Origin of the sequence: Micromonospora sp. WMMD882 (assembly GCF_027497255.1) — a bacterium.
In the GTDB taxonomy this organism is placed as follows: domain Bacteria; phylum Actinomycetota; class Actinomycetes; order Mycobacteriales; family Micromonosporaceae; genus Micromonospora.
Map to the genome: position 1 here is coordinate 4,143,340 of NZ_CP114903.1, position 25,230 is coordinate 4,168,569.

The 25,230-nt window shown below is 73.5% G+C and carries 19 protein-coding genes; 10 read left to right on the forward strand and 9 right to left on the reverse strand.

Features of this window, described 5'->3' with window-relative positions:
* Positions 1 to 29: 29 nt before the first annotated feature.
* The 3 genes from mscL to O7606_RS17440 all read left to right on the forward strand — a co-directional run bounded on the left by mscL (position 30) and on the right by O7606_RS17440 (position 1,312).
* Positions 30 to 503: a large conductance mechanosensitive channel protein MscL gene (gene mscL, locus O7606_RS17430; protein ID WP_281595087.1), complete on the forward strand. Its 474-nt coding sequence runs from the start codon at positions 30 to 32 to the stop codon at positions 501 to 503.
* 81 nt (positions 504 to 584) lie between these two features.
* Positions 585 to 806: a hypothetical protein gene (locus tag O7606_RS17435; protein WP_281595088.1), complete on the forward strand. Its 222-nt coding sequence runs from the start codon at positions 585 to 587 to the stop codon at positions 804 to 806.
* A gap of 125 nt (positions 807 to 931) precedes the next feature.
* Entirely contained in the window at positions 932 to 1,312 is a 381-nt protein-coding gene (locus O7606_RS17440) for a hypothetical protein (protein ID WP_281595089.1), read from the forward strand.
* A 380-nt stretch (positions 1,313 to 1,692) separates the two neighbouring features.
* On the opposite strand, the gene O7606_RS17445 is transcribed toward O7606_RS17440, so the two are convergent.
* A complete protein-coding gene (locus O7606_RS17445) occupies positions 1,693 to 2,961 on the reverse strand; it encodes a benzoate/H(+) symporter BenE family transporter (RefSeq protein WP_281595090.1) in 1,269 nt (422 codons plus the stop codon).
* A gap of 62 nt (positions 2,962 to 3,023) precedes the next feature.
* Between O7606_RS17445 and O7606_RS17450 the strand changes: the two genes are divergently transcribed.
* The 4 genes from O7606_RS17450 to O7606_RS17465 all read left to right on the forward strand — a co-directional run bounded on the left by O7606_RS17450 (position 3,024) and on the right by O7606_RS17465 (position 11,451).
* A complete protein-coding gene (locus O7606_RS17450; protein WP_281595091.1) occupies positions 3,024 to 3,575 on the forward strand; it encodes a helix-turn-helix domain-containing protein in 552 nt (183 codons plus the stop codon).
* Positions 3,576 to 3,713: 138 nt separating this feature from the next.
* Positions 3,714 to 9,389 (forward strand): hypothetical protein, encoded by a 5,676-nt coding sequence (locus O7606_RS17455; protein ID WP_281595092.1) that lies wholly within the window; start codon positions 3,714 to 3,716, stop codon positions 9,387 to 9,389.
* A 4-nt stretch (positions 9,390 to 9,393) separates the two neighbouring features.
* A complete protein-coding gene (locus tag O7606_RS17460) occupies positions 9,394 to 10,581 on the forward strand; it encodes a hypothetical protein (protein WP_281595093.1) in 1,188 nt (395 codons plus the stop codon).
* A 150-nt stretch (positions 10,582 to 10,731) separates the two neighbouring features.
* Positions 10,732 to 11,451: a protein phosphatase 2C domain-containing protein gene (locus O7606_RS17465; RefSeq protein ID WP_281595094.1), complete on the forward strand. Its 720-nt coding sequence runs from the start codon at positions 10,732 to 10,734 to the stop codon at positions 11,449 to 11,451.
* Here O7606_RS17465 and O7606_RS17470 read toward each other — a convergent pair.
* Positions 11,438 to 12,103, reverse strand: coding sequence for a VC0807 family protein (locus tag O7606_RS17470; protein ID WP_281595095.1), 666 nt, complete (start codon positions 12,101 to 12,103; stop codon positions 11,438 to 11,440). The genes O7606_RS17465 and O7606_RS17470 overlap by 14 nt on opposite strands.
* A gap of 2 nt (positions 12,104 to 12,105) precedes the next feature.
* Positions 12,106 to 12,798 (reverse strand): TetR family transcriptional regulator, encoded by a 693-nt coding sequence (locus O7606_RS17475; protein ID WP_281595096.1) that lies wholly within the window; start codon positions 12,796 to 12,798, stop codon positions 12,106 to 12,108.
* An 83-nt stretch (positions 12,799 to 12,881) separates the two neighbouring features.
* Between O7606_RS17475 and O7606_RS17480 the strand changes: the two genes are divergently transcribed.
* Positions 12,882 to 14,081, forward strand: coding sequence for a GNAT family N-acetyltransferase (locus O7606_RS17480; protein WP_281595097.1), 1,200 nt, complete (start codon positions 12,882 to 12,884; stop codon positions 14,079 to 14,081).
* Positions 14,082 to 14,175: 94 nt separating this feature from the next.
* Positions 14,176 to 15,378 (forward strand): hypothetical protein, encoded by a 1,203-nt coding sequence (locus tag O7606_RS17485; protein ID WP_281595098.1) that lies wholly within the window; start codon positions 14,176 to 14,178, stop codon positions 15,376 to 15,378.
* Positions 15,379 to 15,443: 65 nt separating this feature from the next.
* Here the strand turns inward: O7606_RS17485 and O7606_RS17490 are convergent, their stop codons facing one another.
* The 5 genes from O7606_RS17490 to O7606_RS17510 all read right to left on the reverse strand — a co-directional run bounded on the left by O7606_RS17490 (position 15,444) and on the right by O7606_RS17510 (position 21,719).
* On the reverse strand, positions 15,444 to 16,811 hold the full coding sequence (locus O7606_RS17490) for an aspartate aminotransferase family protein (RefSeq protein ID WP_281595099.1): 1,368 nt from the start codon (positions 16,809 to 16,811) through the stop codon (positions 15,444 to 15,446).
* Positions 16,812 to 16,835: 24 nt separating this feature from the next.
* Complete coding sequence (locus tag O7606_RS17495) at positions 16,836 to 18,215, reverse strand: methylaspartate mutase (protein WP_281595100.1); 1,380 nt, start codon at positions 18,213 to 18,215, stop codon at positions 16,836 to 16,838.
* Positions 18,208 to 18,657 carry a cobalamin-dependent protein gene (locus O7606_RS17500; protein ID WP_281595101.1) on the reverse strand — a complete coding sequence of 150 codons (450 nt, stop codon included), beginning with the start codon at positions 18,655 to 18,657 and terminating at the stop codon, positions 18,208 to 18,210. Before O7606_RS17500 ends, O7606_RS17495 begins: the two co-directional genes overlap by 8 nt.
* A gap of 106 nt (positions 18,658 to 18,763) precedes the next feature.
* Positions 18,764 to 20,131, reverse strand: coding sequence for a fatty acid desaturase (locus tag O7606_RS17505; RefSeq protein ID WP_281595102.1), 1,368 nt, complete (start codon positions 20,129 to 20,131; stop codon positions 18,764 to 18,766).
* Between the two features lie 37 nt (positions 20,132 to 20,168).
* The gene (locus tag O7606_RS17510) at positions 20,169 to 21,719 is read right to left on the reverse strand and encodes a pyridoxal-dependent decarboxylase (RefSeq protein WP_281599736.1); all 1,551 of its coding nucleotides are present in this window, start codon (positions 21,717 to 21,719) and stop codon (positions 20,169 to 20,171) included.
* A gap of 261 nt (positions 21,720 to 21,980) precedes the next feature.
* Here O7606_RS17510 and O7606_RS17515 point away from each other — a divergent pair, with 261 nt between their 5' ends.
* Positions 21,981 to 22,193: a hypothetical protein gene (locus O7606_RS17515; RefSeq protein ID WP_281595103.1), complete on the forward strand. Its 213-nt coding sequence runs from the start codon at positions 21,981 to 21,983 to the stop codon at positions 22,191 to 22,193.
* Positions 22,194 to 22,228: 35 nt separating this feature from the next.
* Here O7606_RS17515 and O7606_RS17520 read toward each other — a convergent pair whose 3' ends face one another.
* On the reverse strand, positions 22,229 to 25,135 hold the full coding sequence (locus O7606_RS17520) for a BTAD domain-containing putative transcriptional regulator (protein ID WP_281595104.1): 2,907 nt from the start codon (positions 25,133 to 25,135) through the stop codon (positions 22,229 to 22,231).
* Positions 25,136 to 25,230: the final 95 nt, after the last annotated feature.

The following is a 25,230-nucleotide window of genomic DNA, read 5'->3' on the forward strand; positions in this document are numbered from 1 at the left end:
TCGTAACCGGACTGCGGGAGTAGGGCAGGATGCTCAAGGGTTTCAAGGACTTCATCATGCGCGGCAACGTCGTCGACCTCGCGGTCGGCGTCGTCATCGGGGCCGCCTTCACCGGGGTGGTCACCCAGCTCACCAAGTCGTTCCTGGAGCCGTTCGTCCGGGTCCTCATCGTGCTGATCACCGGCAACGAGAAGGGCATCGAAGGCTCGATGCTGTCGTTCCGGGGCATCGAGTTCGACTACGTGGCCTTCATCAACGCGCTGATCACCTTCGTGCTCACCGCGGCGGCGCTGTACTTCCTGGTGGTCTTCCCGATGAACAAGCTCGCCGAGCGCCGGCAGCGGGGTGAGGAGCCGCCGCCGAAGGCCCCCAGCGAGGAGGTCAAGCTGCTCACCGAGATCCGGGACGCGCTGGTCGCCGCCGGGCACACCACCCCCGGGCAGCAGCGCGGCGCGCTGGACGACGTGCTGGGCCGCCGGCCGGAGCCGCCCGCCCCGCGCTGACCGCCCGCCCCGCACATCGGCCCCCGTGGGATTCTCCCGGGGGCCGACCTGCTTCGTACACATGTTCGATACAGTGCCGCCATGGAGCAGCGAAAGCACTGGTGGAACGGCAAATGGGGGAGGCTGGCCCGGCGGGACGTCTTCCTCCGGGCAGACGCCGACCGCTGGCACGTCGAGCAGCGCGCCGGCGGGGCGGAGGGCGTCTCCCGGTTCTACGAGTACGCCAGCGCGGAGGAGGCCGAGGAGACCGTCCGCGCCCTGCTCGACGGCCCCGACACCTGGCGCGAACTCTCCCCCCGCTGAGAGAGGTAGGGGCCCCGTCCCAACGTCTGACGCGCAGGAAGGGGCCCTTCCTGACACCCACCCCGACGCCGGCCGCCTGACCGGCCCGGCGTTTAGCGGCGCGACCGGGCGGGAACCGCCCCGGCATGACGCGACAGGACACGGACGCGCAAACGGCCATCGGACGGGTCACCACCGGGATGACGGTGCTCGACGCGACCGGCGCCGAGGTCGGCACGGTGGACCTCGTCCAGCGCGGCGACCCGAACGCGGTGACCGTGCAGGCCCCGGGCACGGAAGCCCCGACCGCCGACCCGGGTAGCAGCCTGGACGAGCTGATCGAGTCCGCCGCCGTCGAGGAGCCGGACGTGCCGGCCGACCTGGCGGCCCGGTTGCTGCGCACCGGCTACCTGAAGGTCGCCGGCCCCGACGGCGCGGTGTACGCGCTCGCCGACCAGATCGCCGCCGTCGCCGACGGGCAGGTGCGCCTGACCGTCCCCGCCGCCGACCTCACCCCCGAGGAGTAGCGCTCTCCCGCCGGAAGACCCGACCGGCCGGCGTTGGTGGTGGCCGACGCCGCCCGGGGTCCACAGGCCAGTCGGGCAGCCGAAACCGGTCCGACGGCCGAAGTCAGCTCGTCCGGGACTTCGGAACCGTGCCGGGCCGAGCTGCCCGAACAACATCCTCCTCGACGCTTTGCTCTGCACCCAGCGAAGCGACGGTGACGCAGCGTCGAAAGGCGAAAGCACCAGCCGCACGATCTGGCAGGACACACTCCCTGGCACCCAGTGGTGTTGCTTCCGCGGGGGCAGAGCAAAGCGTCGGGAGAAATGCCGGCGGGTCGCACCATGGCTACTTACAGTGGCAGACGGCGAGAATCCAACCCTGACCACTCACGGCAACCTGATCATCGCAATCGGTTCGCGGTGGGATCAGGCGATCCAGCCGGGTCCGTCCCGGCCGGGTCCGACCCAGCCGGGGCGGGGGTGGGCGGGGCAGGGGTGGCGGGATCGACGGCGGGGCTGGCGCGGCGGCGGAAGAGCAGCAGCATCAGCCCGCCGGCGAGCAGCCCCCAGAATGCCCCGCCGACCCCGAGCAGGGTGACCCCGGCGGCGGTGACCACGAACGTCACCACCGCCGCCTCCCGGGCGTCCGGCTCGGCCAGGGCCGCGCCGAGCGCGGTGGCCAACGCGCCGACCAGCGCCAACCCGGCGACCGCCTCGATCAGGACCGGCGGCGCGAGCAGCACCAGCGTGGTCGCCGCGCCCGCGCCGAGACCGAGCAGGGCCAGGCCGGCCCCGGCGGTCGAGGAGGCGATCCACCGGCGACCCGGGTCCGGGTGGGCGTCCGGGCCGGCGGCCAGGGCGGCGGTGATCGCCGCCAGGTTGACCGCGTGCCCACCGACCGGGGCGGCCACCACGCTGGCCAACCCGGTGGTACGCAACGCCGAGCCGAACGGCGGCCGGTAGCCGTACCCGGTCAGCACGGCCATTCCGGGTACGTTCTGCGCGGCCATGGTGACCAGGAACAGCGGCACCGCCAAGCCGATCAGGGCGGGCCCGTTCAGGCTCGGCACGGTCGGGTCGAGCACCGGCCGGAGCCCGGCCACGTCGAGTCGGCCCGGTGGCGTGGTCAGCGCGATCGCCACCACCGCGCCGGCGAGCGCGCCGGGCACCGCCCAGCGGCGGGCGTACCGGTGCAGCAGCAGCCAGACCACCACCACCGGGCCGGCGAGCGCGGGCACCTCGACCAGCGCCCGCGCCGGGGCGGCGCACAGCGGCAGCAGCACCCCGGCGAGCATCGCCCCGGCGATCGGTTTCGGGATGGCGGCGACCGCCCGGCTCAACGGCGGGAGCAGACCGGCGGCCACGATCAGCAGCCCGGAGACCAGGAACGCGCCGACGGCGGCCGGCCAGCCACCGGGCACCGGCCCGGTGGCCACCAGCAGCGCAGCCCCGGGTGTGGACCAGGCGACGCTCATCGGTAGCCGGTGGCGCAGCCCGAGCCAGACCGCGCTGGCCCCGGAGACGACGCAGACGGCGAGCAGCCCGGAGGCCGCCTGCGTCTCGGTCGCCCCGACGGCCCGCAGCCCGGCCAGCACCACAGTGAACGAGCTGGCGAAGCCGACCAGCGCGGTCACCACCCCGGCCAGTACGGGTTGCAGCGTGCCAGCCATCTCTCCCCTCCCCGACCCCAGCGTTCCGTATACGGAACGCTGGTGTGGTGCACGATAGCGGCATGTCAGCAGCCCCACCACCCGCCCCGGAGTCCGAGACCGCCGCGATCGGGCGGCGGGTACGGGCGCTGCGGGAGGAGCAGGGAGTATCGCTGTCCGCGCTGGCCCGCTCCGCCGGCATCGGTAAGGCCACCCTCTCCGGGCTGGAGAACGGCGTCCGCAACCCCACCCTGGAGACGCTGTACGCGGTGACCGCGCAGCTCGGCGTACCGCTGGGCGCCGTGCTGGCCGGGCCGGCGAGCGCGCCCTCGGTGCGCGGCGCCGCGGTCCGCGCGACCCTGCTGGAGGTGTTCACCGAAGCCGGGGCGACCTACGAGCTGTACCGGATGTCGGTCGTCCCGGGCGCGACGCAGCTCTCCCCCGCGCACCGGCCCGGGGTCACCGAGCACGTCACGGTCTTCACCGGCGTGCTGCGTGCCGGCCCGGTGGACGCGCCGTCGACCGTAGCCGCCGGCGGCTACCTACGGTGGACGTCCGACGTGCCGCACTGTTACGCGGCGGTCGGCGACGAGGAGGTGACCGCCAGCCTGCTGCTGCGGTACCCCGGCGGATAGGCGCCCCTGCGCGCCACGTTCGGGCTCGCCGGCTCACCTCTTCGGCCCCTGGTGCCACCCCGTGGCCTCGGCTAGCGTCCCATGCCTCAGTCCTAAGTGCTCACACACTGGAACCGACAGGCATCCGAAGGATCGCACGTGCCGCGCTTGAAAATGGCCTTCGCCAGCCTGGCTGACCACGATCTTCGTGAGGTCCTCGTCGCCAGCCCGTCCCTCGCCCGGTCCGTGGCGTCGGCGGCGCAGGTCACGGTCACGGAGATGACGCTGGGTCGCCCCCGTGCCCTGCGGTCGCTCCGCTCGGCGGCGACCCGGGCCGACGCCGTCCGGCTGACATCCTGGCTCGCGCCGCTGCTGCGGGAGGTCGGGGGCCGCCTCCCGGCGGAGCTGCGGGAGAGCCCGGTGACCGCCCCGGGGGACGACGCCGACGCCCTGGTCGACCACCTCCGCCGCCACGAGCCGTACGCGGTCGCCGTGCTCTTCCTCGCCGCCCTGGCCGACGACAGCACGCCGGGCGACGGATTCCTCGACGACCACTGGGAGGATGTCGTGTCCCGCCTGACGGGTGAGACCGGTTCGCCGCCGTTCACCGGCACGTCCGACGTCGACGCTCCCGAACCGGGCGAGACCGACGCTCCCGCCCTGGCCGACGACAGCACGCCGGGCGACGTCGACGCTCCCGACCGCGGTGAGCGGGTCGACGCGCTCGCCGTGGCGGTCGCCGCGATCCGGGCCGAGGGGGCCGAGGTGGCGCGGGTCCTGCGGGAGACGGCGGACACCCTCGACTCGGCGCGGCCCCCGGCGGACCCGCTCGCCGGGTACCCGGGCTGGTTCGAGCGCGCCGAGGCGCTCGTCAGCTCCGTCGGCGTCCTGCTCGGGACGGCGCCGGCGTCGCTGGCCGACGCGGCGGCCGCGCTCACCGAACGGCAGGAGGCGTTGCGGGAGGCCGCGGAACGCGCCCGGCAGGCCGAGGAGGAGCAGCGCAGGCAGGAGGAGGCGCGGCGCGCGGAGGGCCGGCGTGTGGTGGCGGAGGCCGCGGCCAGGCTGCGCGAGCTCGGTCTGCACGACGAAGCCGACAAGTTCCTGGCGAAACTGGACGTCGAGGAGCCCGCGACGACCGTGCCGACCGGCGCCGACGAGGTGCCGACGCCGCCCCGGGACGTCGAGCCGTCCGCCCCGACCACTGCGACTGATCCGGCCGTTACGACTGATCCGACCGTTACGACTGATCCGGTCGCTCCGGTTGATCCGGCCTTCACCGGTGGCCCCGAGGAGCTGTCCGGCGCCGACCGGGCCCGGCACGAAGACCCCGCCGAAACCGAGGACGGGGGCTTCGGACGTACCGAGGTGGTGGTCGAGGTCGTCGACCGGCCGGCGGGGGTCGACGCGACCGGGACCGACGTGTCGGTGTCGGTCTGGGACGAGGGCGACCCACCACCGGCGGTGGGGTTGGTGCTGACGGAGCGGTACGGGCTGGCGTGGCTGCTCACCCGGGCGGCGGGTGAGTCGAAGGTGCGCCAGCGGGCGATGCGTTTCTTCGCCGCCTCGATGAGCTGCGACCCGGCGGACCTGGCGGCGAAGCAGGCCGCCTTCGGCCCGGACGAGGAGGACGTCGTCACGGCGAGCGTCGACGAGGCCAGGGTGCTGCTCGCGGCGTCGCTGCGCTTCGGGCTGACCACCGGCTACTCGCCGGTGGGCCTGCAACAGTTGGTGACCAGGGCCAGCATCGAGTCACAGCCGTTCCACGAGCTGGTGTCCACCGCCGTCCAGGCGGTCCAGCGTGGCCAGATCCGGCTCGCCGGCGACGACGCCAGCTACCCGCAGATGCTGGAGCAGTGGTCCGGTCTCGCCACCGCCGCGGAGCAGTTGCGGCAGTCGTTGCTGCTGCGCAACATCAAGCTGCACCGGGCCTCGCGCATCCTGCACGACCTGGTGAAGGACGGCAACGAGCTGGGCACCCCGCTCACCCACGTCGCGCAGCTCGCGGATGCCGGCCCGCCGACGAACGGCCAGCCGGACGAACGCGTCATGCAGCTCCAACGGCTCGCCGCCCAGTTGCACGACCGGTCGAGGGTGCGCAGCCTGATCGACAAGGTCGACGCCCGGGTCAGCACCAGGACCCAGCTCCGGAGCCCGATCGTGGCGAACGCCCGGACCCGGCTGGAGGAGTCGATCGACGAGGTGCGCGGCTTCGTCGAGCAGGCCATGGGGCTGTACGCGGCGATCCGGCAGGCCGACCGTTCGATGGAGTTCGTCCAGATCGACGCGCTCCGGCGGGCCTCCGGCCGGTACCGGCCGCCGGCGGACATCCGTACCGTGGGCTCGGCGGCGCTGCACCAGCTCGCGCTCTGGATCGCCGCGGAGCCCGCGCCGGTCGGCGCGCACACCGTCGAGTCCCTGGAGCAGCACGCCGCCCGGCTCGTCTACGAGGTGGACCGGGACGAGAGCGGCCGCCCGGACGAGCTGATGACGGTGGGTCACCTGCGGGGCGTGCTCGCCGGGCGGACCCTCGCCGAGGCGGTGCACGGCCATCTCGAACGGGGCAACGTCGCGTTGGCGCTGCGGCTGCTCGACGAGGCCGGCGGGACCGAGCAGAACGACCTGCTCCGGCAGGCGTGCCTACAGGCCCGGCGGGAGCTGAACCGGCGGCACGTCAAGGCCGTGGCGGCGGTGGAGTCGGCGATCGCCAAACTGCGGTCGGTGGGGCGGGACGAGACCGCGCACCGGCTGGAGGAGGACATCGAGGGGCTGCGCGCGGTGCCCGAGGGCCGGTTCGACCTGATCATGGGGCGGCTCGACGGGGTGCTCCGGGAGGCCCGGGCGAAGCTCGCGGAGTACCGGGAGGAGCTGCGGGCGCGCATCGGCGACGTGTCCCAGTCCCCGGTCGACACCGCCCGGATCACCGGTCTGCTGGACGTCGGCGACGAGGTCACCGCCGAGGAGTTCCTGACCCTGCTGGCCGCCGGTCAGCCGTTGCCCGAGGACGACGCCGAGCCGACCCAGGACGACTTCACGGCGTTCTTTCCCCGGGTCGTCGAGATGGCCACCGAGGCGGGCACGGAGGTCGGCGATCCGAGGGACGACGTGATCGCCCAGCTCCGCCGCAGACTGGGCACCGGCGCCTCGATGTCGGAGATCATCAAGGACGGCGTCACCTCGTGGCGCGCGCTGCGCCAACTCAAGATCGCCAACACCCCGACGCCGCACCTGCGCCGCCTGATCGGCGACGTCCTCCGGATGCTGGGCCTGGTGCCCGCCGAGGGCAACTACCTCAACACCCTCTCCGACGCGCCGCGTACCCGGTCGGCGCTGTTCCAGGTACGGGCGAAGCCGGCGGGCCGCTCGTACGTGCCGCAGTTCGGCACGCAGGCCAACGGCCGCTACAACGTGGCGATCATGTGGGAACGGGCGACGCCCGGCCGCCTGCTGGGCCTGCTCCCGGACCGGCTCCGCACCGGTCCCAACATCATCCTGTACTTCGGCACCCTGCCCGCGCAGCAGCGGCTCCAACTGCGCAGCCTGAGCAGCCCGGGCCGGGACACCAGCGGCACGGTGCTGCTGGTCGACGAGGCGGTGGTCGGCTGGCTGGCCTCCCGGGAGGAGCCGGACTTCCGCCTCACCCAGCGGATCACCCTGCCGTTCAGCTCGACCAACCCGTACACCCCGTTCGCCGGTGGCGACGTGCCCGACGAGGTCTTTGTCGGCCGGGACCGGGAACGCGCGGAGCTGGAGTCCCCCACCGGCTCGATGTTCGTCTACGGCGGCCGGCAGTTGGGCAAGTCGGCGCTGCTGCGCCGGGTCGAGAAGCTCTACACGGAGTCCACCGGTCAGGCGTCCACCGGCCGCCGGGTGGCCCTCTACCTCGACCTCAAGTCGGAGGGCATCGGCGAGTCGCACGAGCCCAAGGAGCTCTGGGCGCTGCTGAACCGGCACCTCAAGAAGCTGGAGGTGCTGCCGTCCGGGATGGCGGCCAACGCCGGCCCGCAGATCGTCGCCGACGGCGTCAAGCGGTGGCTCGACAAGCACGAGGCCAACCAGTTGCTGCTGCTGCTGGACGAGGCGGACCTGTTCCTGACCGCCGACTTCGCTCCGAAGGACTCCGACTCCGGGGCCCGGTTCCAGACCCTCCAGCGGTTGAAGAACCTGATGGAGTCCTCCGGCCGCAGGTTCAAGCCGGTGTTCGCCGGTCTGCACCAGGTGCAGCGGTTCCACGACTCGGCCAACACCCCGGTGGCGCACGGCGGCACCGACATCCTCATCGGGCCGCTGCGCCCCGCCGAGGTACGGAAGCTGGTCGCGGAGCCGCTGCGGGCCATCGGGTACGAGTTCGAGCGCGGTGAGCTCGTCTGGCGGGTCGCCGCGTTCACCAACTACCAGGCCAGCCTGGTGCAGATCTTCTGTGAGGCGCTGGTCAACCACCTGCGGGAGCGCCCGTTGTCGTCGGCCGGTGGCCGGATCACCATCACCAGCGAGGACGTCGACGAGGTCTACACCAACCGGGACGTCCGCAGCCTGATCGAGCAACGCTTCCGGTGGACCATCAACCTGGACAACCGGTACCGGGTCATCGCCATCGTGGTCGCGTTGCTCAGCAAGGAGTCGTCGGCCGGCGCCCGGTTCAACCCGGAGGACCTGCGCGAGTACTGCGAGACGTACTGGCCGAAGGCGTTCTCCGGGGACGTGCTGACCCGCAAGGAGTTCATCAGGTACCTCGACGAGATGGTCGGGTTGGGGGTGCTCCGCCGCAGCGGCGAGTCGTACGGCATGCGCTCGCCGAACGTGGTCGCCATGCTGGGCAGCCAGAGCGCGCTCGACCAGGAGCTGAACGAGGCGTCCGTGCACTTCGAGCTGCCCTACGAGTACAACCCGACGATGAGCCGCGCGGCGATGACGAGCCCCGCCCGGGGGTCGGCGCCCCGGCGTTCCCCGCTGACCGACGCGGACATCGCCGACCTGATCGGCGAACGGGACGGTGGCGCCCGCTCGCACGTCCTGCGTACCGGCGCCCGGTACTCCGCCGCCCTGGTGACCGGTTCGCCCGCGCTGGGCGTCGACCGGGTGGTGGAGGTGCTCACCACGAGCGCCGCGTCCGCCGGCCACCTCAACTTCGACAGCGTCGCCCTCGGGGACGTGCCTCGGCACCTCGCCGGCGCCGGCCGGGGACGGCACCGGTTCCTCCTGGTGCACTGTCCGCCGGGGCGGCGGCAACAGTTCGAGACGGAGTACGCGCGGGCGCTGCACGCGGTCGCCGGGCTCCGCACCGTCCGCGCCATCGTCGTGGTGGACTCGGCCGAGTACCGGCTTCCGGTGGATGCGCCGGAGGGCTCGGGCGACGTGCTGCGGCTGAACCTGCGTCGCTGGTCCGCCGAGGGGTTGCGGGCCTGGCACGACTTCCCGTTCGACAACCCGCAGGAACGGCGGCGGCTGCACGAGCTGACGTCCGGTTGGCCGACGCTCGTCGAGAACGCCGTGCTGCTGGTGTCGAAGGGGCGGTCGACCGAGGACGTGCTGGACCGGCTCGCCGTGCCGTTCGACACTCCGCAGCAGGCGGAGACGTTCCTCGCCGACGCCGGTCTCGGTGACCATCTCGCCGAGGTACGGCTGTGGGCGGAGTACTGCGCCACCGTCGACCCCGACTCCCGCCGGATCGCCGTGGAGCCGGTCACCCACGACGACCTGGCCGCCATCTGGGACCGGGACGCGGATCCCCTGCTCGGCCGGCTGCTCGAACTGGACTGCGCCGAGCAGGCCGCCGGCGGCAGGGGCTGGCTGCTGGACCGGATCGTGGCCGCCGCGCTGCTCGCCCTCGCCGGGTGACCCGGTGGACGACGACATCTGGCGACTGCCCGGTCCGGCCCGACTGGTCGCCGACACGGTACGGGAGGTCAACCGGGGCCGGCACGCCGCCGTGGTGCTGCCGGTGGCCCTCGCCGGTGACCAGGAGTTCGTGTCCGGGCTGACCAGCGCCCTGACCACCGCGTTGTGGGCGGCCAACGAGGACCCGCGCCCGGTCGCCACCGACGAGGAGGCCGGTCCGCCGGTGAGCTGGCTGGCGCAGGCCCTGGACGTCGACGAGGGTCCGCTCAGCACCGCCCAGTTGCTCGACCACGAGGAGGCGGCGGGCAAGACGGCGGTCCTCGACTGCACCCCGCTGTGCCCGAAGCTCCGCCACGAGGTGGCCGCCACCGTCACCCGCCTGGTGGCGGAGTCCCGGCCCCGCCCGGCCCGGCGCCGGCCACGTCTGCTGCTGGTCTGCACCCGCGACGCGCTCCCCCGGCTCGGCGCCGACCACAGCGACGTGACGTTCGAGGCGCTCTGGTGGTGGGGACGGCTGAGCAGGTGGGACGTGGCGGCGCGGATCCAACCGGCGGTCGAGGCGCGCTCCGAGCCCGGGGTGCTCCGGGACGTACGCCTGGAGACGCTGATCGAGGTCTGCCGGTGGGACATCCGGCTGGCCGCCCACCTCGCCGACCGATGGGACGGCGACCCCGGCCTGCTGCCGGCGCTGGTCGACGAGGCTGCCGCGCCGGCCACGGTGCGACCTCCACCGGCCCGGTCGGCGCGCCACTGCGGCCGCCGTCCCACCGCCGACCTGATCGAGCACTGGGACGACGGGACCGTGGACCGCTGGCACGACGAGTGTGTGCCCGTCGTCCGGTCGGCCGTAGACCGGGCGAAGGCCGTCCGGCACGCCGTCTGGGTAGCCCAGGCCCGGGTGCTGCTGCCCTGGGTCGAGACCCGCCGCCAGGCGGTCGCGGCGGACCTGCTGCGGGCACACGGAAAGCGGGCGGTGCACGCCGCGATCGGGGACACGCCGGCCGTACTCGAGGTGGGTCCGCTCTTCGTGGCGGTCCGGGCGCTGGCCGGGCGGGACCGGCCCGCGTTGTGCGACGCGGTGTACCGGCTGCGGGAGGCCCGCAACAAGCTCGCCCACCTCCAGGCCCTGACGACCGACGAGCAGCGTGACCTGGTCGGCGCGTTCGCGTCCGTCACCCTCGAATCCGGCTGAGGAAGATCGGTTCCGTACGCCGAAGCGCGTACCACCACTCAAGCCGCTCGGCGTCCGACGCCGGCTCCGCGCCGGACGCGGAGGGACGCCACGCCGTCGCCGAGCGGGTGGGTGAAGACGCCGGGCGGGTGTTCTTGGCAGACTTCACGTATGACGCTGATCCTCCGCTCGGCCATCCTCAACGACGTCGGGCTGGTCCGGACCAACAACGAGGACTCCGCCCTCGCCGGTGACCGGCTGGTGGCGGTCGCCGACGGCATGGGTGGGTTGCCGGCCGGGGAGGTGGCCAGCGAGATCGTCATCCGGATCCTGGACGAGTTGATACCTCCGGAGATGCCCGACGACGCGGAGAACGCGCTGCGGGCCGTGGTGCAGACCGCCAACCGGCGGATCCGGGCGGCCATCGACGCGGAGCCGGCCCGGGACGGCATGGGCACCACGTTGACGGCCGCGCTGCTGGCCGGCGAGACGCTCGTCGTGGCCCAGGTCGGCGACTCCCGGTGCTACCTGCTGCGCGACGGCACGCTGCACCAGCTCACCAGGGACGACACGTTCGTCCAGGCGCTGGTGGACCAGGGTTCGCTGACGCCGGCCGCCGCCCGGCAGCACCCGCAGCGGTCCCTGGTCACCCGGGCGGTGCAGGGCGTCGACGCGCCGCCGACGGTGGCCCGGTACACGGTGCTGCCCAACGACCGGCTGCTGTTGTGCAGCGACGGGCTCTCCGACTACGTCGACGATCCCACCATCGCGTCGGCCGTCTACACCTACGGTGACCGGCAGCAGTGCGTCGAGCAGTTGGTGAAGCTGGCGCACCAGTCCGGCGCGCCGGACAACGTCACCGTCGTGGTCTCCGACGTCACCGAGGTCTGACCGGCCGCCGCCACCGGACGCCCAGCATCCGGTAGAGGCCGGCGCGCACCTGGTACGCGTTGACCAGCATCAACAGCACCGGCCCGACGGTCAGGTTCGTCGCGGTCGTGACGGCGGGCAGCACGTCCAGCGGCACGGTCCAGGCCAGCGTCGCCCGTAGCGTCGCGTCGAGGAGCTGGACCGTGCCGACCAGCACGGTGGTCACCCGCCAGAGCCGCCGGAAGGCGGGCTCCCGCGCCCACAGGTCGTCCCAGTCGGCCCAGTGGAAGATCCGCTCCAGGATCGGGCGGGACAGTCGCAGCGCGGCGGGGCGGGGCCCGCGTACCGTGGCCAGGCACCAGAGGCCGAAACCGCCGGTGATCAGGGCGGTGCGGCCGAAGACCAGGCGCGGGTCCGCGTCGGCCAGGGTGAGACCGGCGGCGAGCGCGGTCGCGGCCAGCCCGACGACCGCGACCTTGTCGACGGTACGGCCGGCGAGCAGGCGGTACGCGGTCCAGAGCGCGGCCGGCGTGTTGCTCAGCACCAGCGCCGGGGCCGGCTGAACGCCGTGCCACCGCAGCAGGTAGTAGAGCAGCAGCGGTACGAGCAGCCCGGGCAGTCCCCGCCGTGCCAGGGTGGCCAGGTCGGCGCGACCGATCGGCGGGCCGGTCACCGTCAGGGCGCCCGGCGGGTGCCGAGGTCGAACAGCGTGGTCAGCTCGCGGGCGCAGAGCGCCAGGTCCAGCCCCGGGTCGACGGCCAGCGCGAAGGGGAGCATGTCGAGCGCGCGTTGGATGGTCATCGCCATCACCGGCAGGTCGAAGTCGCGGAAGTCGCCCCGGCGCTGCCCCTCGGCGAGGATGCCCGCCAGGGATCCCATCGCCCGCTGGTCGGCGTCGGCCGACGCGGAATCGGGGTCGGCGGGGCAGGCGCTGTCGGGCCCGGTGGCGCCGCCCTCCCCCGTGCCAGCGGCGCCACCGGGAGTCGAGCCGACCGGTCGGATCGGCGTGTTGAGGAAGATCTCCAGCAGGGCCCGCATCGGGGCGCGGCGCTGATCGAGGTAGTCGACCATGCCGGTGATGTAGGAGCGGAGCTGCCGGGGCGGGTCGGGTTGGGCGCCGACCCGCTCGGCCATGAACCCCCCGATGTCGCGGTGCACCTCGGCGAGCACCTCGCCCATCAGCTCGGCCTTGCCGGCGAAGTGGTACGAGATCAGCCCGGTGCTGCTCAGCCCGGCCCGGCGGGCGATCTCGGCGAAGGAGGCCCCTCGGTAGCCCAGCTCGGCGATGGTCTCGATGGTCGCCGCGACGATCTGCGCCCGCCGGGCCCGCTCGGTCACCGATCGATCCGGGTCGCTCCTTGCTGGCATGAGCAAAATTTAGCACAGCCAAGCAAGAACCGGTTGGGCAGAATCGGTTGCGGACCGGTCCCGCCCCCGTTGGGATGGGCCCCATGGCCATCCGTCACCTCGCCGTCGAAGAGATCCTGACCACCGCCTACCCGCTCCGGGCGTACGCCTTCGGCGGGTCACCGGGGCCGGTGGACCTCGACGAGCTGCGGCGCACCTGGCTGCCGTACCAGGAAGGGAACCGGACCCTGGTCGCCGAGACGGCCGACGGCGTCGCCATGGCCACGGCCACCGGGATCCCGATGCGGCAGAACCTGCGCGGCCGGGTGCTGCCGATGGCCGGCGTGGCCTCGGTGACCACGCATCCGTTGGGCCGCCGGCAGGGTCACGTCCGGGAGCTGCTCCAGCGGCTGCTCGACGAGATGCGCGACGAGGGACACCTGCTCTCCACGCTGTACCCGTTCCGGCCGTCGTTCTACGAGCGGTTCGGCTACGTCGGGCTGGCCGCCGCCCGGACGGCCACCTTCCCGGTCGCCGACCTGGCCGCGCTGCTCCGGGCCGACCTGCCCGGCGAGGTGCGCTGGACCCGCGCCGGCCCCGGGTACCCCGAGTACGTCGCGTTCCTCGACCGTTGCCTGACCGGGCGGCACGGCTTCGCCGTCTTCCCCGGGTACCGCCAGGTCCGGGTACGTGACGACGACGACCGGTGGCTGCTGACCGCCCACGTCGACGGGGTGACCGAGGGGCTGTTGACGTACCGGATCGACGACCACGGGGGCACCCTGGCGGCCGACGACCTGCTCGCCTTCGGCCCGCTCGCCCGGACGCTGCTGCTCCAGTTCCTCGGCCGGCACGTCGACCAGGTGGAACGGGTCAGCATGGTCGTCGCCGCCGACGACCTGCCCGAGCTGTGGCTCACCGACCTGGGGGTGGTCTGCGAGACCCGGGTGACCCGACCCGACCACGCCGCCCCGATGGCCCGACTGCTGTCGATGGACGCCCTCGACGGGCTGCCGGCCGGGGCGGGCCGCTGCCGGGTCGAGCTGACCACCGACCGCTGGCTCGCCGGCACCTGGCTGCTGGACGGCGCCACCGGTCACCTGGAGTCGCGCCCGCACTCGACGGGTGACTCCGCGCTGCCGGTCGCCACCCTCACCGCCGCCGGGCTGTCCGCGCTCGCGTACGGGGTGCTCGACCCGGCCGAGCTGGTGATCCGGGGGCTCGGCGTCGTACCGCCCGACGCCGCCGTGGAGCTGCGCCGCATCTTCCCGCGCGACCTGCCGTACCTGCACGCGAACTTCTGAGTCGGCGTTCGCGGTCGCCCACCACCAAGACCGGCGCCACACCACACACCAGCGCCCCGCCACGGCCGACGGGGCGGGGCACTAACATCGACCGGTGCGCCCGACCTCTGCCGCCGTAGCCCTGCTCACCGGGCTGGCCGTCGCCCTCGCCGGCTGCGGCGCGTCCGCCCCGACGGATCAGCCGGCCACCGAGCTGTCACCGGCCGACGCCCCCACCGCCCCCGGCCCGACGGCGTCCGGCCCGACCGCCACCCCGGCGGCCTCGGTCGGCATGGGCGCCCGGAAGGCGGGCCCGACCCCGTCCCGGGTGGGTAGCGGCACGCTGCGGGCCGGCAACCCGGGCGGCGGCGCGCCGATTCCCGCCGAGGCCCGGGCGGTGGACACCAGCCGCCCGACCCGGGTGGTCGGCGTCGGCACGGCGGCCAGTTGCACGTCGGACGCGGTGGTGAAGGCGGTCGCGGCCGGCGGGATCATCACGTTCGACTGTGGGCCGGCGCCGGTGACCATCCGGATGCGCGCCACCGCGAAGGTCCGCAACGCCAACGGGCCGAAGGTGGTGCTGGACGGCGGCGGCCGGGTGACCCTGAGCGGCGACGGCGCGCGACGCATCCTCTACCTGAACACCTGTGACCAGGCGCAGGGCTGGACCACCTCGCACTGCCAGAACCAGGACCATCCGCAGCTCACCGTCCAGAACATCACCTTCGCCGACGGCAACTCGACGGGCGACACGGCCGAGGGCGGCGGCGGGGGCGCGATCTTCGTCCGGGGTGGACGGTTCAAGGCGGTCAACGCGCGGTTCGTCGACAACCGCTGCGACCGTACCGGCCCCGACCTGGGTGGCGCGGCCATCCGGGTGCTCAGCCAGCACGACGGCCGACCGGTGTACGTGGTGAACAGCACCTTCACCGGTGGCCAGTGCGCCAACGGCGGGGCGTTGAGCAGCATCGGCGTGTCGTGGTCGATCCTGAACAGCGTGTTCCGGGGCAACCGGGCGATCGGCGTCGGGGCGAACCCGGCCCGTCCCGGCACGCCTGGCGGCGGCAGCGGCGGCGCGGTCTACTGCGACGGCAACCGGTTCACCGTCCGGTTGGCCGGCACGATCGTCGAGGACAACCGGGCCAAGGAGGGCGGGGGCGCGGTCTTCTTCGTCAGCAACGACCGGACCGGCACGATGACGGTGGAGCGCTCCACGCTGCGCCGTAACCCGAGCGACGGGTTCGAGACGCGCGGCTACCCCGGGATCTTCTTCCTCGGCGCGCGCAACCCCACGGTCACCTCGTCCACCCTGAGCTGACCCCGCCCGGCCGGCGGACGGGTCTCTTCCCTGCGCGGGGAAGGGACCCGTCCTCGCGACCCGGGTCAGCCCCGGACGTACCGGTCGGTGAGGTCGAGGACCTCGTCGAGGATGTCCAGCCCGTGGTGCGCGTCCTCCTCGGAGATGACGCAGGGCGGCACCACGTGCACCCGGTTGAAGTGCACGAACGGCCACAGCCCCCGGCGGCGGCACTCGGCGGCCAGCTCGTTCATCGGGCCGGCCTGGGCCGGGGTCGCGGCGAACGGCACCAGCATCTCCCGGGTCCCGGGGTCACGGACCAGCTCGATCGCCCAGAACGTGCCGAGCCCCCGCACCTCGCCCACGCTGGGGTGGGACTCGGCCATCTTGCGCAGCCGCGGGCCGAGGACGTGCTCGCCCAGCCAGGCGGCGTGCGCGACGGTCCCCTCGTCCTCCATCGCCCGGATGGTCGCCACCGCGGCGGCGCAGGCCAGCGGGTGACCGGAGTAGGTGAGCCCGCCGGGGTACGGGCGGTCGGCGAACTCGGCGGCCACCCGGTCGGAGATGATCACGCCGCCGAGCGGCACGTAGCCGGAGTTCACGCCCTTGGCGAAGGTGACCAGGTCGGGCACCACGTTCCAGTGGTCCACCCCGAACCACGCCCCGGTCCGGCCGAAGCCGGTCATCACCTCGTCGGTGATCAGCAGGATGCCGTACCTGTCGCAGACGGCCCGGACGCCGGGCAGGTAGCCGTCCGGCGGCACCAGGATGCCGTTGGTGCCCACGATGGGCTCGACCAGCACGGCGGCGATGGTCGACGGCCCCTCGAACTGGATGATCTGCTCCAGGTGCTCCAACGCGCGGGCGCACTCCTCGGCCTCGGTGGTGGCGTGGAACGCCGACCGGTAGAGGTAGGGCCCGAAGAAGCGGACCACCCCGGCGGCGCCGGTGTCGGTCGGCCACCGGCGGGGGTCGCCGGTCAGGTGCATCGCCGTGTGCGTGGACCCGTGGTACGAGCGGTAGGCGGTGAGCACCTTGGGTCGTCCGGTCACCAGGCGGGCCATCCGGACCGCGTGCTCGTTGGACTCGGTGCCGCCGTTGGTGAAGAAGACCTGGTTCAGGTCGCCGGGGGCGTGCTCGGCGATCAGGCGGGCCGCCTCGGAACGCTGGTCGTTGGCGAAGTGCGGGGCGATCGTGCAGAGCCGGGCGGCCTGCTGCTGGATCGCCTCGACCACCCGGGGGTGGGCGTGGCCGATGTTGAGGTTGACGAACTGGGACGAGAAGTCGAGGTAGCTGTTGCCGTCGTAGTCCCAGAAGCGCACCCCCTCGCCGCCGGCGACGGGCAGCGGGTCGATGTGCGCCTGGGCGGACCAGGAGTGGAAGACGTGCGCCCGGTCGGCGGCCCGGGCAGCGGCGGCGGCCCCCGGGTCGGGCTGCTCGGTCGGTCGGTACATGATGTCGTCCTTTCGTGGCGGGCGTCAGCTCGGGGCGCCGGCCAGCCGCCGGTCGTAGCTCAGGAAGTAGTCGATGTCGGCGCTGACCGTCTCGATGAACCGGCGCGGGTCGTCCGTGCCCCGGTCCAGCAGGCGGGTGTTGCGTTGCCGTACCTCGGTGGAGAACGGCAGGTTGCCGACGTCCCGGTAGCGGATCGCCCCGACGGCGTCGCGCCCGGGGACGATCTCCGAGCGGGCGTGGACGCTGGCGCTGAACGGCACGTCGAGCCGGCCGGCGTGGAACGCCTCCTGGACCGCCGTCGTCAGGTCGGGCCCGTCGAGCACCGGGTCGACGAGTTCGGCGACCTCGCGCTGGATCCAGTGCATCTCCTCGCGTACCCGGTCCTCGTCCACCTGGACGAAGTCGAACATCGGGGAGCCGCCGACGAGCGCGGTGTGGATGCCGAGGGCGTTGGCGGCGGCGTCGGGAATGCCGTACGCCTCCTGGTTCGTCTTGTTGATCACTTTGTCGGCGCCGCCGAGCCGGGCGACCAGGCCACCGTAGACGATCAGGGCGTCGGCGGTGCGGCGCTCGCGCGGGAACACCCCCATGAACTCGTGCAGGACGGGGTACACCTCGACCCCGGCCGGCAGGTACCGGGCGGCCAGCTCACGGATCGACCGCAGGGCCGCGACGTCCTGGTGGACCTCCCCGCCCTGCGGGTACGCGACGGACAGGCAGCGCACCCCCTCGGCGACGGCGGCGCGGGCCTCCAGCAGGGTCGCCGCCAGGCTGATCGACGGCGGCACCAGCACGGCGGTGAGGGTGCCGAACAGCTCACGGTCGACGATCACGCCCGCCTCGGCGAGCCGGCCGCAGAGCGCGTCGACCTGCCGCCAGCTCTCCATCGACGTGGTCAGCGGCACGTCCTTGCAGTACGGGACGTTGTAGCCGATGCCGCCGCCCTCGAAGGAGGTGAACCCGGCGGCCAGGGACACCGCGAAGAGATCCCGGGGGTCGGGTGAGCCGTGCCGGATCTCCAGCGGCACGTCGACCGCGGCGACCAACTCCCGGCCGCGCTGCCAGCCGTGCGCCACCAGCGGGTACCCGTTGAGGTCGCCGGGGTTCTCCCGGAGCACCCGGGCCGCCCGGTCGAACTGCCGCAGCCGGGTGAACGAGTCGATCGTCACGGTCAGCAGACCCGGGCCGGCGGGGGCGAGCCGCCGCAGCAGGTCGATCATCCCGGGGTGCGAGCCGACCCCGCAGCGGGGTTGCACGACCGGTCGCCCGGCGTGTCGGGCCGCCCGCAGGGCCGCGACGGCGGTCGGCGCGGCGCTGTCGCGCAGGTGCCGTACGGTCTCCGTCCAGGACGGCAGGTTCTCGGCGGTGTCGTCGGCCACCTCCAGGCCGGCCCACTCAGCCATGTGCGCTCACCGCCGGCTGGCGGGTCTCCTGCGGGGTGGCGGCACGCATCAGGTCCAGCACCAGCGGCAGCTCGTACGGGTCCTCCAGGATGTGGTCGACGCCGAGGTCCCGCAGCCGGGCGAGGTCGTCGTCGGACTTGTGGCTGCCGACCGAGAGGTTGCCGCCCAGGATCACCGGGCGGTGGAGCCGCCCGGCGGCCCGCAGCTCCGGCAGGCCCTGGAGGTCGGCGTGGGCGTGTCCGTTCAGGCTGCCGATGATCACCGCCTCGGCGTCGGGGTGCGCGTCGAGGGCGTCGGCGAACTCGGTCAACGGCGTGCACACGCCGAGGTTGACCACGTCGAAGCCGTGTTCCCGCAGGTGCATGGCGATCAGGTGGTTGGCCACCGCGTGGGCGTCGCTCGCCGCCACACCAAGGATGACCACGTGTCGGTTGGGGTCCATGGTTGCTCCTCGTCCCGGGCCGTCAGGGCCGCTGCGTGTCCTGGAGGTGATGCCGCCGGGGGCGGGGCCGCGTCGCTCCGCCCCCACGGCGGCCGGTCGGTGGTCGTCAGTCGTCGAAGGCGGAGAAGAGCTCGCGGTCGCTGATCTCGGCGAGGCGCTGCCGGTCGAACTCGGCCGGGTCGGCCTCGGCGAGCGAGTCGAACACCAGGTTGATGGCGGGGATCAGACCCCAGATCTCCCGGTACGGGGGCCAGCCCCGGTGCCCGGTCTCGATGTCGGTCTGGCGGGCGAAGATGTAGTTGGCCCAGTCCCGGCTCATCGGCCGACGGTGGTGGAAGTCGTGGCAGACGGTGTCCCCGGTGAGCACCAGGTAGCGGGACGGGAAGTGCACCAGCAGCATCCGGGTCCACCAGCGGGCCCAGGCGCGGGCGGCGGGCAGGCCGCGCAGGGACGCCGCCGGGGCGGGCTCGCCGATGAAGATGGCGTTGGTCAGGCTCGCGAAGTACGGCTTGCCGCGCCGCTGGGTCACCCAGGGGGCCGGGAAGGTGTGCTTGACGCACAGCCGCAGGGTGTTGCTGATCTGGAAGAACACGGTCATCGGCAGCACCCAGCCGACCAGCGCCAGGGGCCAGGCGTCCAGCGCCGTGACGAGCACGGCCGCCGTCGCGTACCCGGCCGCGGTGAGCACCCGCTCGGTGGTGTCGGCGGCGTGCGAGTAGGAGCGGACGCGCGCCCAGGCGAACCGGGCGTGGAACACCGGTGAGAGGAGCTTGCCCAGCACCCGCCGCCACATCTGCCGCCGGGTCATCCCGGGCCGCAGCTCCAGGCTGACCAGGAACGCCTGCACGGTGGGGTCGCGCAGCGTCATGTGGTGCAGCGCGTGGTGGTCGGCCACGTGCTCGGCGCTGTACCGCTCGAAGTGCTGCACCATCAGCAACCCGGCGACGATCTTGCCGAGGATCTGGTCGGGTCGCCGTCTGGCCCACATGTTCCGGTGGGCGCACTGGTGGAAGACCATCATGCGCAGGTTGCGGGCGCCGTGCAGGGTGCTCGCCCAGCCGGGCAGGAGCAGCGCCAGCCACCAGCCGGTCCAGGCCAGGGCGAGCCCGGTGAGCGCCAGTCCCACGCCGATGGAGACGGTCGCGGTGACCAGGTGGGTGGTCGGGGTGAGTCGCAGTGGACGCTGGCCGGTGTGCGGGCGGCCGGTGAGGAAGGTCAGCGGCAGTTGGGTGAGGCCGGGCAGCCGCCGCATCGAGTCGCGGACGCTGTTGTCGGCCGAGTCGCGGGTGTCCCGTTCGGCCACCGACAGCCGGCCCTGGGGCGGAGCGGCCGGGGTGGCGTGGGTGTGGCGTCGGGGGGCGGTGGGGTTCGGCCGGTGCGGGGCGGCGGGGTGGGCGCCGTCCGGGGTGGCCAGCGTGCCGGGGCGGGCGACGGCGCTGGTGGTGGACCGGACAGACGCGTCGATCGTGGTCATCTCGTCCCTACTCCTCTACGCGCGACGGGCGCCGCGGTCAACGGTTCGGCTGGGCCGACCGGTCCAGGTCGGCGGCGGTGGTCAGGATGTCGTCGACGACCCGGTCCAGCTCGGCGGTGGTGGTGGCCGGGTTGAGCAGCATCAACTTGAGGAACACCGGGGACGAGCCGTCCGGCCGGCGCACCCGGGTACGGGCCATCAGCACCTTGCCCTCGGTCATCAGCCGCCGCCGCAGCTCGCCGTTGAAGGCGTCGGGGTCGTCGGCGCCGTGGTAGCGCAGCAGCACCGTGCTCAGCGACGGCCGGGCGGCCAGCTCCAGCTTCGGCTCCGCCTCGACCCGGTCGGCGGCGTAGCAGGCGAGGTCGTGGCAGCCGTCCACCATGGCGGCCATCCCGTCGCGGCCCAGGGCGTTCATCGTGACGGCGATCTTGAAGGCTTCCGCCCGGCGGGTGGCCTGCACCGAGCTGCCGTACAGGCCGATGAACCCGGCCTCGGCGTCGTCGTCGGCGTTGAGGGTGGTGGTCTGCTGGGCCAGCGGCTCCATCACGCTCGCGTCGCGGACCAGGAAGATGCCGGAGGTCGCCGCGGTCCAGCCGAACTTGTGCAGGTCCAGGGTGACCGAGTCGGCCTGCTCGATGCCGGCCACCCGGGGACGCAGCCGGGGCGAGAAGAGCGCCCCGCCGCCGTACGCGGCGTCGGCGTGCAGCCACACGCCGTGCCGGCGGGTCACCTCGGCCAGCGCCGCCACGTCGTCCACCCAGCCCTGGTCGGTCGAGCCGACGCAGGCGATGACGGCCACCGGGACGGTGTCCTCGGGCAGCGTCGCCAGGGTCTGCTCCAACTGCTCGGGGAAGAGCCGGCCCAGGTCGTCCGACGGAACCCGGACGATCATGTCGGTGCCGAGGCCGACCAGGCCGACGGCCCGGCCGATCGAGAAGTGGGTGGCGTCGGTGGCCAGCACCACCGGCCGCTTCCCCAGGCCGGTCAGACCCTCGGCGAACGGGTTGCGGCCGAACCGCTCGTACAGCACCCGGTCCCGGGCGGCCAGCACGGCCATCAGGTTGGAGATGCTGCCACCGGCGGAGATCGTGCCTCCGGCGTCCGGGCCGTACCCGACCAGCTCACCCAGCTCGCGGATCACGTAACGCTCCAGTTCGAGGGCGTACGGGCCGCTCTCCCACGCGTGCAGGGACTGGTTCAGGATGCCCATGACCAGCTCGGCGGCGGCGGCGACCGGGGTGGGCGGACACTGCATCCGGGCCACCGCCGACGGGTGGCTGACGTCCACCGACCAGGTCGCGTAGTCGCGGACGAAGCGGCGGAAGGTGTCCATCGGGTAGCCGGGGTCGGCGGGCAGCAGCGGCCCGGCCAGCGCCCGTCCGGCGGCCTCGCGGACCGCCGCCGGCCCGCCGGGCGTCACCGGCCCCGGGCGGTTCAGGCTGACCTCGCGCAGGGTGTCCAGGGCCACCGCGGTCAGGGCCTGCACGTAGTCCAGTCCGGCGATGCTGCCGGCCGGCGGCAGCACGCTCTCCCCGTGGTCGCCCAACGGTCCGCTGGTCACCGTCGACGCCCGAAGGCTCTCTTGCATGGTCGTCACTGCGGTCTCCTCGACTCCGGCTCCGACGCCACGGCTGCCGTGGCGGCTGACGGTCGAGGAGATGCCCGCCGTTCCTTCGAACTCCTATGGCGTGGCTATCCCGCCGGCGCGGGGTGCGACCCGTCGGACGGCTAAGCCCACGGATAGGACTTCGATAGCCGACCGGGCACTGTGGTGGCCGCCGGGCCGGACATCCGACGCCGACCGGACACCAGCAGCCGGCAGTGCCCGGCACCCCCGCAGGAGGCAACGATGATCCGCATGTTCCTGGCCACCGCGGCGCTCGCCGTCACGGTTTCCGCCCCGGTCGTCGGAGAGCTGACGCCGGCCGGTACGGCGGAGACCGGTTGGGGGGCGCCGGTCGCCTCCACCGTGGACATCAAGGAGGAGACCGGTTGGGGGAACCCGCCGGCCCCCGACCCGTCCCCCACCGACCCGGCGTCCGGTGACCCGGCGTCCCGGTGACCCGGCCGCCGCGCCGCCCGGCCGCCGGTCGCGGGTCAGCCCGACACGTCCTCCAGGGCGCGCAGGGCCCGCGCGTGCCACACCCGCGCCTGCATGTCGTGGAAGATGTCCGCCGCCCGGCGCAACTGGTCGGCCGCCTCCACCGGGTCACGGTCGGCCAACTGGGACAGCTCGTACCACGCCTGCGCCTCCACCAGGCGCTCGACGACCTGCGCGGCGAGCTGCCGGGAACGGGTCAGCACCACCCGCGCCTTGGCCAGCCGTCCGCTGCGGCCGTACACCGTGCCGAGCCCGTGCAGCGCGTACGCCTCACCGGTGCGGTCGGAGGTCGCCCGGACGATGTCCAGGGTGCCCTGGAAGGAGCTCTCGGCCCGGTCCAGCTCACCGGCGTGCAGGTACAGCTCGCCCAGCCGGTGCAGCACCTGCGCCTCCACCCGGCGGGCCCCGGCGTCCCGGCAGATGGTCAGCGCCTCACCGAGCAGGGCGCGGGCGGCCGACCGGTCGCCCTGGGCGAGCCGGATGCCGGCGATGCTCACCAGCACGTGCGCCCGGCCGACCCGGTCGCCGGCGGCGGAGAGCCCGGTCAGCGCCGCCTCGTAGCTGCGCAGGGCGGCCACGTCGTCACCCCGTAGCCGGCACAGGTAGGCGAGGTTGCGCTGCACCAGCGCCACCGCGTGCGGCTCGTTGAGCGGGCCGAGGATCCGCAGCGCGGCGGTCAGCATCCGCTCGGCCTGCCCCGGGTCCCGCAGGAACATGTGCATCGCGCCGAGCGAGTGCAGGGTGATGCCCTCGCCGCGCAGGTTGCCGGCCCGTCGGGTGGCGGCCAGGGCGATGTCGGCGGTCTCCGCCCACTCGTCGAAGTAACTGCGCGTCTCGAAGAGCGTGACCAGGGTGAAGGCCAGATCCCAGCAGAGCTCGTCGAAGCCGAGCGCGCCGGCCTGCCGGACGGCGCAGACCAGGTTGCGCCGCTCCAGCTCCAGCCAGTCCATCGGGCGCAGCAGCAGCTCGTCGGTCACCGCCGGCGGCACGGGCCAGCGCGCCGCCGACCCGTGCACGACGGTGAAGTCGCCGCCGTACTCCCGGCGGTGGGCCTCCTCCGCCACGGCCAGCCAGGCGCCGAGCACCTGGCCCACCAGGGTCTGCCGGACCTCGGGAGGATCCTCGGCCAGCAGCCGCTCCCGGGCGAAGACCCGGACCAGGTCGTGCATCCGGTACCGGGTGGCGCCGCTGGTCGGGTCGGTCTGCGCCTCCAGCAACCGCACGTCCACCAGTTGCTCCAGCAGGTCCTCCAGCACCGAGGCCCGTTCGTCGAGCAGCGGCGCGGTGACCCAGAGCGGGAAGTCCGCGCAGTCGAGCAGCACCAGCCGGCGCAGCAGCCACCGGGTCCGTTCCGGCAGGGTGTGGTAGCTGAGCCCGATGGTGGTGCGGATGCAGAGGTCCCGGTGGACCAACTCGTCGAGGAGGTGGGACCGGTCCCGGAGGCGTTCCACCAGGCGGCTCACCCGCCAGTGCGGGCGGCTGGCGAGCCGAGCGCCGGCGATCCGCAACGCCAGCGGCAGCCAGCCGCAGAGCCGGGCCAGCTCCTCCACCTCCACCGGCTCGGCGAGGATCCGCTCACCGACGATCTGCCGCAGCAGGGCGACGCTCTGCTCGGCGGTGAGGGCGTCCACGTCGACCTCGTGCGTGCCGGCGAGCGTGCCGAGCCGGGCCCGGGAGGTCACGATCACCGCGCAGCCGGCCGTGTTGGGCAGCAACGACGCCACCTGGGCCTCGTCGGCGGCGTTGTCCAGCAGGATCAGCACCCGCCGGCCGGCGAGCCGGCTGCGGTACAACGCCATCCGTTCGGTGAGGTTGTCGGGGATGGCCGCGCCGGCGACCCCCAGCGCCCGCAGGAAACGGTCCAGCACCTCCGCCGGACGCTCCGGGGTGGTGGACAACCCACCCAGGTCGGCGTAGAGCTGCCCGTCGGGGAAGCGGTCCACGAGCGAGTGCGCGACGTGAACGGCGAGGCTGGTCTTGCCCACCCCGCCCGGGCCGGTCACCACCGCCAGCGGGGCGACGCCCCGATGGTCGGGCCCCGGGTCGTCGACGGTCACCACGTCCCTGATCTCGGTGACGAGCTTGTGCCGTCCGGTGAAGTCGGCCAGATCGCCCGGGAGCTGACGCGGGACGGTCGAGGCGACCGGACCGGCGGCGGCGGGCCGGGGCCGCGCCGGCGGGTCGAGGTGCGGGGCGTGCGAGAGGATGGCGTGTTCCAGCCGGCTCAGCTCGGCGCTCGGCTCGATGCCGAGTTGGTCCACGAAGAGCGCGCGGGCCCGCCGGTACGCCTGGAGCGCGTCGGCCTGCCGGTCGGCCCGGTAGAGGGCGATCATCAGGTGGGCGTGCAGCCGTTCCCGCAGCGGGTGCGCCGCGATCAGGGCCTCCAGCTCGCCGATCAGCTCGTCGTGGCGGCCGAGCGTCAACTCCAGCCGGATCCGTTCCTCGACGGCGGCGCCGCGTCGCTCGTCGAGCAGCCGACGCCAGGCGTCCACCTGCTCCCCCGGCACGCTGGCCAGGGTGGTGCCGTACCAGAGCGCGTCGGCCTCCCGGAGCCGGGCCACCGCCTCCGTCGTCTGCCCGTCCGCGTTGAGGTGTCTGCTCTCGGTGACGAGCAGCTCGAACCGCCCGGCATCCAGCTCGACAGGGGACAGTCGCAGCAGGTAACCGCCGAACCGCGTGGCCAGCGCCTCCTTGCGGCCCACCGCGGCGAGGATGCGCCGGATCTGCGACACGCAGATCTGGATCTGGGACCGGGCGGTGGACGGCGGATGGCCGTCCCATACCGTCTCGATCAGGTCTTCCACCTGCACCGACCGGTCCCGGTTGGCGGCGAGGATGGCCAGGATGGTGCGGGCGCGGACCCCGGGAATGTCCAGCCGGCGGTCTTCGTGGATGACCTCCATCGGCCCCAAGATCCGTAACTGCACGATCGTCCCCTGACCATCGCCGATTGTTCGCCAAGGCTAACAGCGCGTACTCCCCACTGCATCGAGCCGAA

Bases quoted from the DNA above. Each gene is read 5' to 3' on its own strand.
- mscL (WP_281595087.1), top strand. From the start codon at position 30: ATGCTCAAGGGTTTCAAGGACTTCATCATGCGCGGCAACGTCGTCGAC.
- O7606_RS17435 (WP_281595088.1), top strand. From the start codon at position 585: ATGGAGCAGCGAAAGCACTGGTGGAACGGCAAATGGGGGAGGCTGGCC.
- O7606_RS17440 (WP_281595089.1), top strand. From the start codon at position 932: ATGACGCGACAGGACACGGACGCGCAAACGGCCATCGGACGGGTCACC.
- O7606_RS17445 (WP_281595090.1), bottom strand. From the start codon at position 2,961: ATGGCTGGCACGCTGCAACCCGTACTGGCCGGGGTGGTGACCGCGCTG.
- O7606_RS17450 (WP_281595091.1), top strand. From the start codon at position 3,024: ATGTCAGCAGCCCCACCACCCGCCCCGGAGTCCGAGACCGCCGCGATC.
- O7606_RS17465 (WP_281595094.1), top strand. From the start codon at position 10,732: ATGACGCTGATCCTCCGCTCGGCCATCCTCAACGACGTCGGGCTGGTC.
- O7606_RS17475 (WP_281595096.1), bottom strand. From the start codon at position 12,798: ATGCCAGCAAGGAGCGACCCGGATCGATCGGTGACCGAGCGGGCCCGG.
- O7606_RS17480 (WP_281595097.1), top strand. From the start codon at position 12,882: ATGGCCATCCGTCACCTCGCCGTCGAAGAGATCCTGACCACCGCCTAC.
- O7606_RS17490 (WP_281595099.1), bottom strand. From the start codon at position 16,811: ATGTACCGACCGACCGAGCAGCCCGACCCGGGGGCCGCCGCCGCTGCC.
- O7606_RS17495 (WP_281595100.1), bottom strand. From the start codon at position 18,215: ATGGCTGAGTGGGCCGGCCTGGAGGTGGCCGACGACACCGCCGAGAAC.
- O7606_RS17500 (WP_281595101.1), bottom strand. From the start codon at position 18,657: ATGGACCCCAACCGACACGTGGTCATCCTTGGTGTGGCGGCGAGCGAC.
- O7606_RS17505 (WP_281595102.1), bottom strand. From the start codon at position 20,131: ATGACCACGATCGACGCGTCTGTCCGGTCCACCACCAGCGCCGTCGCC.
- O7606_RS17510 (WP_281599736.1), bottom strand. From the start codon at position 21,719: ATGCAAGAGAGCCTTCGGGCGTCGACGGTGACCAGCGGACCGTTGGGC.
- O7606_RS17515 (WP_281595103.1), top strand. From the start codon at position 21,981: ATGATCCGCATGTTCCTGGCCACCGCGGCGCTCGCCGTCACGGTTTCC.
- O7606_RS17520 (WP_281595104.1), bottom strand. From the start codon at position 25,135: ATGGAGGTCATCCACGAAGACCGCCGGCTGGACATTCCCGGGGTCCGC.